Origin of the sequence: Methylophaga muralis, assembly GCF_001720165.1 — a bacterium.
In the GTDB taxonomy this organism is placed as follows: Bacteria; Pseudomonadota; Gammaproteobacteria; order Nitrosococcales; family Methylophagaceae; genus Methylophaga; species Methylophaga muralis.
In genome coordinates, this window is record NZ_MCRI01000057.1 from 1 (window position 1) to 8,158 (window position 8,158).

Consider the following 8,158-nt stretch of genomic DNA (forward strand, 5'->3'; position numbering starts at 1 on the left):
CTCTTTTATTCGGTTGAAAAATTAATTCCGCATTATCCCAATCATCTTGAGTATCAATGTCCTGCACTCGGTAGCTAGGTAGTTTCACATAGGTTGAATATTCAGCAAAGATACTTTTGCCTTCTAACCAAGCTGATACCTTACCCCAATAAAACTGAGCAGCATCCTGCATCACAACAGGTAAATCTTGCGTTCGACTTGTGAAATATTGTGGAAATAACATTTCTACGCCACCAGAGTTGTTTAAAGAAAACGATCTAAAAACTTGTGGATCTAGCTGAACAGCAGAGAATACATACTCCCAAAGTGCGGTTTCGAGTATCTTCTCTCCCGTTTGAATGTCCTGAACTTGTATTAAAGGCGCTGTGGGATATATGCAGCAAATATCAGTAACGGTTATTCCATGGTCAATTGCCCATTGAGTAGCATGAGCAATCACCGCTGTCGTTCCAGTAAAATCATCTGATAATTCGGCAGGTCTTATGAAAGGAACTTCTGCACCATAATTTCTGGCTACTTGTGCAATATTGTCATCATCAGTGGAAACAATAACGTGATCAAAACACTCGCTCTCAAGTGCCGCTTCAATTGAATAGGCAATTATCGGTTTACCAGCAAAGGATCGAATGTTTTTGCCAGGAATTCGTTTGCTTCCACCTCTCGCAGGAATGACGCATAACTTCATTGCAAAACCTTTTTTAAGCTTGCCACGACTTCATTCTGCAGGATGTCGTTAAGTCCAAAGTACAGTGGAATACTTAACGCCCTTTCGTAATAGCGTTCTGCATTGGGGAAATCACCCAGATTGAATCCCATGCGTTGATAATAAGGTTGAGTATGAACGGGAATATAGTGGATATTTACACCTAGCCCATTCTCTCTTAACTCATGAAATATTTCATAATGAGATTTATTGAGTTTTTCCAACTCAAGCTGAATTGGATAAAGATGTAAGGCCGAGTGACTGTCAGTTGATTGGTACGGTCTTATTATTGGCAGATCGCTAAGTAATTCGTCATAACGATTTTTAAGTACATGTCTGTATTGGACAAATTCATCTAGCCGTTGCATTTGGCTAACACCTAATGCTGCCTGCATATCGGTCATCCGATAATTAAACCCCAGCTCGATCTGCTGGTAATACCATCCACCATCTGGTTTTCTGGTCATTAAATCAGGATCACGAGTGATTCCATGGCTACGCAGTAACTCCATTTTTTTTGCGAGTTCGGCATTATTGGTGGTCGCCAGTCCACCTTCGCCTGTGGTAATAATCTTGACAGGATGAAAACTAAACACAGCAATATCACTATATTTGCAGTTGCCTATTGGCTCTCCTAAATACTGTCCACCAATTGCGTGGGAAGCATCTTCAATAATTCTAAAGCCATATTTCCCAGCCAATTCATGTATCCGGTTCATTTCACAGGATTGTCCGGCAAAATGTACTGGAACAACTATTTTAGGTAATTTATTTTGTTTATCGGCTTCAATAAGTTTCTGTTCTAAAGCATCGGCACTCATACAATAAGTCCGTGGGTCGATATCAACAAAATTAACCTCAGCACCGCAATACAATCCACAATTTGCTGACGCCACAAAGGTATTGGGACTCGTCCAAAGATAATCACCAGGACCTAGCTCTAAGGCAAGACAGGCAATATGCAATGCTGATGTCGCGCTGTTAGTAGCAACACCGAATCTGGCCTGACAATACTCAGTAATAGCTTTCTCAAACATTGGCACCATCGGCCCTTGAGTAAGAAAATCCGACTTTAAGACTTCAATAACAGCCTCAATGTCAGCCTGATTTATGTCTTGTCTGCCATAAGGAATCATGTTCAGATTTTTCCTATCTGAGAGTAATTGATATCAATCCACTGCTGAAGCTGCTCATCTGTCATCCATTCAGTATTGTTATCGCTTGAATAGATAAAGCCTTCTTCTACTTTTTTGCCATCTTTGATACGTTTAGGGCACTGCCCCCAATTATTTATTGAAGGCAAAATCTTATAATGATCAGGATATTCATAAGTAAAATATGAATCTTCAGTCCCAATCATTTGTTCGTGTAGTTTTTCACCGGGCCGAATTCCAACAATCTTTTGAGATGCTTCTGGAGCGACGACTCTAGCAAGGTCAGTTACTTTCATGGAAGGGATTTTTTTTACATAAATCTCACCACCTTCCATATCTTCAAATGCATGCCAAACCAGCTCCACACCCTCTTCTAATGAAATCATGAATCGTGTCATACGCGGGTCAGTAATTGGTAACTCACCTTTTTCTTTAAGGGTCATAAAAAAAGGAATGACTGAACCTCTGGATCCCATTACATTCCCATATCGAACAACCGAGAAACTAGTGCTGTGCCCTCCACTATAAGAGTTCCCAGCGACAAATAATTTATCTGAAGCTAACTTAGTTGCACCATATAGGTTTATTGGGCTACTGGCTTTATCGGTTGATAAAGCGACTACGCGTTTAATCCCTTTATCAATGCAGGCATCAATAAGATTCATTGCGCCATTAATATTGGTTTTTACGCATTCAAAAGGATTGTATTCAGCTGTAGGGACGATTTTTGTTGCAGCAGCATGGACGACATAATCAACACCATCTAATGCTCGGTATAAACGATCTTTATCTCTTACATCGCCAATAAAAAACCGTAATCGTTCATCACCTTCGAAAAGTTTGGCCATCTCCCACTGCTTCATTTCATCACGTGAAAATACGATGATCTTTTTTGGATTGTGTTTTTCCAACGTCATCGGAATGAACTTGTGTCCAAATGAACCCGTTCCACCCGTAATCAAGATTGTTTTATTATTAAACATGCTGTTTCCTATAACCTAAATGGCCATGTTTCTGAACTTAGGATTTCGCTCAATCAATTCCTGATAATTCCCTGAATCGATAATCTCACCTTGTTCAAGATAAATAATCTGATCGCAGTTTTTAACCGTACTGAGTCGATGGGCGATCATGATGATGGTTTTTTTATGGCTTAAAATATTAACAGCCTCAATTACCGCTTTTTCAGTGACGTTGTCGAGTGCGCTGGTGGCCTCATCAAAAACTAAAACTTCCGGGTCATGATAAAGCGCTCTAGCGATACCTATTCTTTGTCTTTGACCACCGGATAACCGCACTCCACGCTCACCAACCTGCGTTTGATATCCGTGTGCTAATTCTTCGAGGATAAAGTCATGAACTTGCGCCAATTCAGCACATTTTTCGACTTGAGATTGATCTATTTTTTCAACAGGAATACCCAGCGCGATATTTTCACTGATACTGGCATCAACTAGATAAATATCTTGAGGTACATAACCTAAGGATTTCTGCCATTGCCGGGTATTTTTCTCATCAATAATCGCATGATCGACCTTAAACTCACCTTCACTAGGCTCAAGCAAGCCCAGAATAAGATCAACCAATGTTGTTTTGCCCGCTCCGGTGCTACCAACCAAACCTATTGAACTTCCTTTTTTGATATCAAAGTTTAAGTTTTTTAAAGCTGGTTTTTCTGCATTTTCATAAAAGAAACTTAAATTTTGAAAGCTAATAGAATGGTTTACCAAGAGCGGTTTTACAGCTACTTTTTGAATTTCAACCAATGTATCTCTGGTATGTAAATCTTCATAGACATCATCCACCGCTGCCCCGCCAAAGCGTACTTTAGTTAAACTAGTATAAATCTGTTGAGCAGCGGGTAACAATTTATAGCCAGCAAAAGCATACAGTCCTAGAAGCGGTAAAGCATCGCCAAAATTATCAGATTGCGCCATTAAGGCTAGTGCAAGTAAAACGATGCCACCGAAACCAATTGCTTCTAATATATATCGGGGAATGACTGAAAGCGTGTTAGCTGTTGCCTGATTTATTGAATATATTTTAGAGGCCGGTGAAAAACGCATCAAATAGGTATGTTCACGGCCAAGTAATTTAATATCTTTAATTCCGCCCAAAGCTTCTGCAGCTGTTCTAAAGCGAGTTTTATTAGCAATAAGCCGTTGAGAAACCTAATTTTTTGATGTATTTTTGAATCATCAAAAAGATCACAAGGTAACTTCCGCCGATCGTAGCTCCGACAATCAATGCCAATTTAGGATCATTAATAATTAAAAAGCTAATCAAAGCTATGGTGACAAAAATATAGGCAATACCATCCATAGCTGGTTTTAAGACATTAGAAATTAATTGATTCACTTCGGAAAGAATGCTTTTCGCCATATCCCCTGTATTGCGTCCCAGAAAGAAACTGTAGGGTTGACGTAAATAAGTCTCAAGTAATCTTTCACTGAGTGTGTGCAGTCGCATTTGTGTATAGCGATTGATTACATACGTGGTGGCGATTCTGAAGGCGGCTGAAAATACTACTAGAGAAAATGCGAATACACCCAACGCAATTAAAAACTGCTGTTTACTTTGAAAGTTAAAATAGCTGTAAATAGTATTTAAGTAAGGATTTGTTTCAATTGCTTCTGGATTTCCCAACACTGTGAGAAAAGGCATAATTGATGCAACACCCAGCGTCTCAAATACTGCCATGATGATGACCATCATCAGAACCAGGAGACCTCGTTTTTTTTCTTGTTTGCTCAATAGCGAAAGCGTTTTTTTAAATGTCTGATACATTTTGTTCAGCCCTTATAAAACTGCTTAAACCATTGAACGAAATTCTCCATTCCACTTTCTATGTTAGTGGTTGGTTTAAATCCGGTGTCATTACTTAATGAATCAATATCCGCATAGGTAATGGGTACATCGCCCGGTTGCATCGGCAGGCTGTTTTCAATGGCTTTTTTGCCACAAGCCTTTTCAATAGCCTTAATAAAATCTCTTAATGTGATCGGTTGGTTGTGACCAATGTTGTAAAGTTTATATGGGGCTTGCGCATTGGTATTTTTTTTATATTCATCCACGACTTGCTGCAGTTCACCTTGGCCAGTGAGGACTGTTGATTTATCAAGTGATTGGTTAACAGATGCATTCAAGCTAGGTGCTTTCGCCATCACTCGCAAGATGCCATCGATAATGTCATCTATATAAGTAAAGTCCCGCTGCATTTGACCGTGGTTATACACATCAATCGGCTGACCTTCCAAAATGGCCTTAGTAAATTTAAAGTACGCCATATCTGGTCTGCCCCATGGACCATACACCGTGAAAAATCTTAATCCAGTGGTGGGAATGTTATACAGATGGCTATAGGCATGTGCCATTAATTCATTGGATTTTTTGGTGGCGGCATAAAGGCTTATCGGAAAATCAACGCGGTCATCAGTGCTGAATGGCTGTTTAGTATTCATACCATATACAGAGCTTGATGAAGCGTAAACCAGATGTTTGACTTTACTTGCACGACATCCCTCCAACACATTTACGAACCCCACGAGATTACTGTCAACATATGAATTTGGATTATCTATGGAATAACGAACACCAGCTTGAGCGGCGAGATTAACAACAACATCAAAAACATGATCGTTGAATAACTTTTGCATTTCCTGCCGATTTGCCAAATCCATCTCAATAAACTGAAAATGTGGTGGCTTGAGATTATCAGCCTGCAGCGTAATGCGAAGTCTGTCTATTTCTGTTAAACGCGCACGTTTTAATTCTGGTTCATAATAATCATTCAAATTATCTATACCAATCACACCTACACCCAGCTTTAACAAAGCATTAATCAGATGAAATCCGATAAAGCCCGCAGCGCCAGTAACCAATACGGTTTGATTCGATAATGGATTGGATTTATTCAATGTCTGATTCTTTTTGCTGGTTAAGGTCGTTACGAATTTGTGCTATTTCTGCTTCAAGCTTTTCGTATTCACGCATTTTATGTTTAAGAAATCGCACGGATACACTGGCTTTTTCTTCGAAACCTTTAGGTGTTAAAAAGTAGAGGTAGGCAGATTTTTTTTTACTGTTTTTGAAGTTGCTGGCTTTGAGCAATCCTTTCTCAATAAGCGCTTTAAGGCAAAAATTGGTTTTGCCGAGACTGATATCAAGCTGACTAGCTAATTCACGTTGACTGATCGAAGGATTGGCTTCAATCAATTTGAGAATTTTATATCTATATTCATCCGTCAACATTTTCTGCACAGCTCAATCTGTTCACTGAGTGAACAGACTCTACTGTATGTGACCACCAGTGTAAATAATTTTGTTAATCCTTATTCCACCGTAACGGATTTAGCAAGGTTACGAGGTTGATCCACATCGGTGCCTTTGATTAAGGCAACATGGTAACTTAGCAACTGTAGAAGAATGTTGTAAGTTATTGGCGCTGTAATACGGCCGACATTGGTGGTGGCTTTCACGACTTTAAAGCCTGACTCAGAGCTGATATCCGAACGCTCATCTTCAAACACGATCATCTGGCCGCCACGGGCTTTAACTTCCTGAAGATTGGATTTGAGCTTTTCCAACAGATCATCCAATGGTGCAATAGCAATGACAGGCATGTTCTCATCAATCAAGGCTAAAGGACCATGTTTGAGTTCGCCAGCGGGATAAGCCTCCGCGTGGATATAACTGATTTCCTTGAGCTTTAGCGCGCCTTCCAAAGCAATTGGATACATCGTGCCTCTACCCAGAAATAGAGCATGATTTTTATCAGCAAAATCTTGGGCAATATTCTGAATTTCCTGCTCATGCATCAAGGCATTCTGGATCAGGTTGGGTAATTTTTGTAGGCCCTGAGTAATGTGTTTTTCACGTTCACGGGAAATGCGTTTTTTGACTTTACCTATACAAGTTAGCAATAACGCCAGTGCCACTAATTGTGTAGTGAACGACTTGGTGGAGGCGACACCAATTTCCGGACCGGCATGGGTGAGATAACTCAGATCGGCTTCACGTGTCAGGCTACTTTCAGCTACATTACAAATGGATAATGTCGGAATATTTTTTGGTGCAAAAGCTTCGGGACTTTCTGCTGCATGCGCTTTAATTTGCTGTAATGCTGCTAGGGTATCAGCAGTTTCACCCGACTGGCTAATGGTCACAAATAAGGTGTTATCTTCAATAACTGGATTTCGGTAGCGAAACTCACTGGCCACTTCAACCTGGCAAGGTAATCGTACAATATCTTCCGCCCAGTATTTCGCGACCATGCCGGCATGATAACTAGTGCCACAGGCAATGATATGCAGTCGTTCAATACTCTTAAAAATGGATTCTGCACCAGGACCGAATGTTGAGACTAGCACTTTATCCTGTGTTACCCGCCCTTCGAGAGTGTCGATTACTGCTTGCGGTTGATCAAATATCTCTTTGTGCATGTAGTGGCGGTGTTCACCAAGCTCTACTGCTGTGATATTCAGCGTTGATTGTTTTACAGGACGTTCTACCCTTTCGCCAGTCAATGCACTGAAAATTTCAATACTATCGCGCGTCAATTTAGCGACATCACCATCTTCTAGGAAAATGAAGTTTTGGGTCACGGGTAATAGTGCAGATACGTCAGAGGCAATAAAATGTTCACCAATACCAATGCCAATGACTAAGGGGCTGCCTTTGCGTGCTGCAATTAACGTATTGGGATCATCGGTGGCAATTACTCCAAGAGCATATGCCCCTTCAAAATCTTGGGTTGCTTGCATTACCGATTCAAGTAATGAAAGGCTGCTGCGTTCAGCGGTTGGAGAAGCGTCTCCGTATAAATATTGATAGATAGAGTGAGCAGCTACCTCAGTATCTGTCTCAGAGGTAAAACGATATCCCTGATTGATCTGTTGTTGTTTAAGAACCTGATAATTCTCGATAATGCCGTTGTGTACAACGGCAATTCGATGGTTACAAATGTGTGGATGGGCGTTATTTTCGGACGGGATTCCATGTGTCGCCCAGCGAGTATGCGCAATGCCCATTTGTCCAGAAAAGCTGGTGTTTTCCGCATCTATCTTGGCTTCGAGCTGCTTGATTTTGCCAAGCGATCTGACACGATGAATATTGGCATCCGAATTCAGCAAGGCTACGCCAGAAGAGTCATACCCTCGATACTCTAGCCGGCGAAGTCCTTCCATTAAAATTGGGGCTACATTCCGCTCAGCAATACCACCGACTATTCCACACACTGATGGTCGTCCTCCAAAAAAGCAAATAAGGATTATACATCAGCTAAGAGTTGAATAATTCCCGT

At 40.7% G+C, this 8,158-nt stretch carries 8 protein-coding genes; all 8 read right to left on the minus strand.

The annotated features are described in order from the left end of the window. Window positions 1–685 (minus strand): pseudaminic acid cytidylyltransferase (pseF, locus tag A9E74_RS13040; protein ID WP_069297041.1); only part of this gene is annotated, 685 nt, incomplete at its 3' end. After that, window positions 682–1,839 carry a UDP-4-amino-4,6-dideoxy-N-acetyl-beta-L-altrosamine transaminase gene (gene pseC, locus A9E74_RS13045; RefSeq protein WP_069297042.1) on the minus strand — a complete coding sequence of 386 codons (1,158 nt, stop codon included), beginning with the start codon at window positions 1,837–1,839 and terminating at the stop codon, window positions 682–684. The genes pseC and pseF, both read right to left, overlap by 4 nt. A 2-nt stretch (window positions 1,840–1,841) precedes the next feature. Continuing rightward, window positions 1,842–2,840 carry a UDP-N-acetylglucosamine 4,6-dehydratase (inverting) gene (gene pseB, locus A9E74_RS13050; RefSeq protein ID WP_069297043.1) on the minus strand — a complete coding sequence of 333 codons (999 nt, stop codon included), beginning with the start codon at window positions 2,838–2,840 and terminating at the stop codon, window positions 1,842–1,844. 15 nt (window positions 2,841–2,855) lie between these two features. Beyond that, window positions 2,856–3,974 (minus strand): ABC transporter ATP-binding protein, encoded by a 1,119-nt coding sequence (locus A9E74_RS14545; RefSeq protein WP_218104323.1) that lies wholly within the window; start codon window positions 3,972–3,974, stop codon window positions 2,856–2,858. A 31-nt stretch (window positions 3,975–4,005) separates the two neighbouring features. Then, window positions 4,006–4,644 (minus strand): ABC transporter transmembrane domain-containing protein, encoded by a 639-nt coding sequence (locus A9E74_RS14550; RefSeq protein WP_218104324.1) that lies wholly within the window; start codon window positions 4,642–4,644, stop codon window positions 4,006–4,008. A 5-nt stretch (window positions 4,645–4,649) separates the two neighbouring features. Then, a complete protein-coding gene (locus A9E74_RS13060) occupies window positions 4,650–5,774 on the minus strand; it encodes an NAD-dependent epimerase (protein WP_069297044.1) in 1,125 nt (374 codons plus the stop codon). Then, entirely contained in the window at window positions 5,767–6,108 is a 342-nt protein-coding gene (locus tag A9E74_RS13065) for a MarR family EPS-associated transcriptional regulator (RefSeq protein WP_069297045.1), read from the minus strand. The genes A9E74_RS13060 and A9E74_RS13065 overlap by 8 nt, the downstream gene beginning before the upstream one ends. 80 nt (window positions 6,109–6,188) lie before the next feature. Further along, entirely contained in the window at window positions 6,189–8,093 is a 1,905-nt protein-coding gene (gene glmS, locus A9E74_RS13070; RefSeq protein ID WP_069297046.1) for a glutamine--fructose-6-phosphate transaminase (isomerizing), read from the minus strand. Window positions 8,094–8,158: the final 65 nt, after the last annotated feature.

Excerpts from the sequence above, each read along its gene's own strand:
- pseC (WP_069297042.1), bottom strand. The coding sequence starts at position 1,839 with ATGATTCCTTATGGCAGACAAGACATAAATCAGGCTGACATTGAGGCT.
- A9E74_RS14550 (WP_218104324.1), bottom strand. The coding sequence starts at position 4,644 with ATGTATCAGACATTTAAAAAAACGCTTTCGCTATTGAGCAAACAAGAA.
- A9E74_RS13065 (WP_069297045.1), bottom strand. The coding sequence starts at position 6,108 with ATGTTGACGGATGAATATAGATATAAAATTCTCAAATTGATTGAAGCC.
- pseB (WP_069297043.1), bottom strand. The coding sequence starts at position 2,840 with ATGTTTAATAATAAAACAATCTTGATTACGGGTGGAACGGGTTCATTT.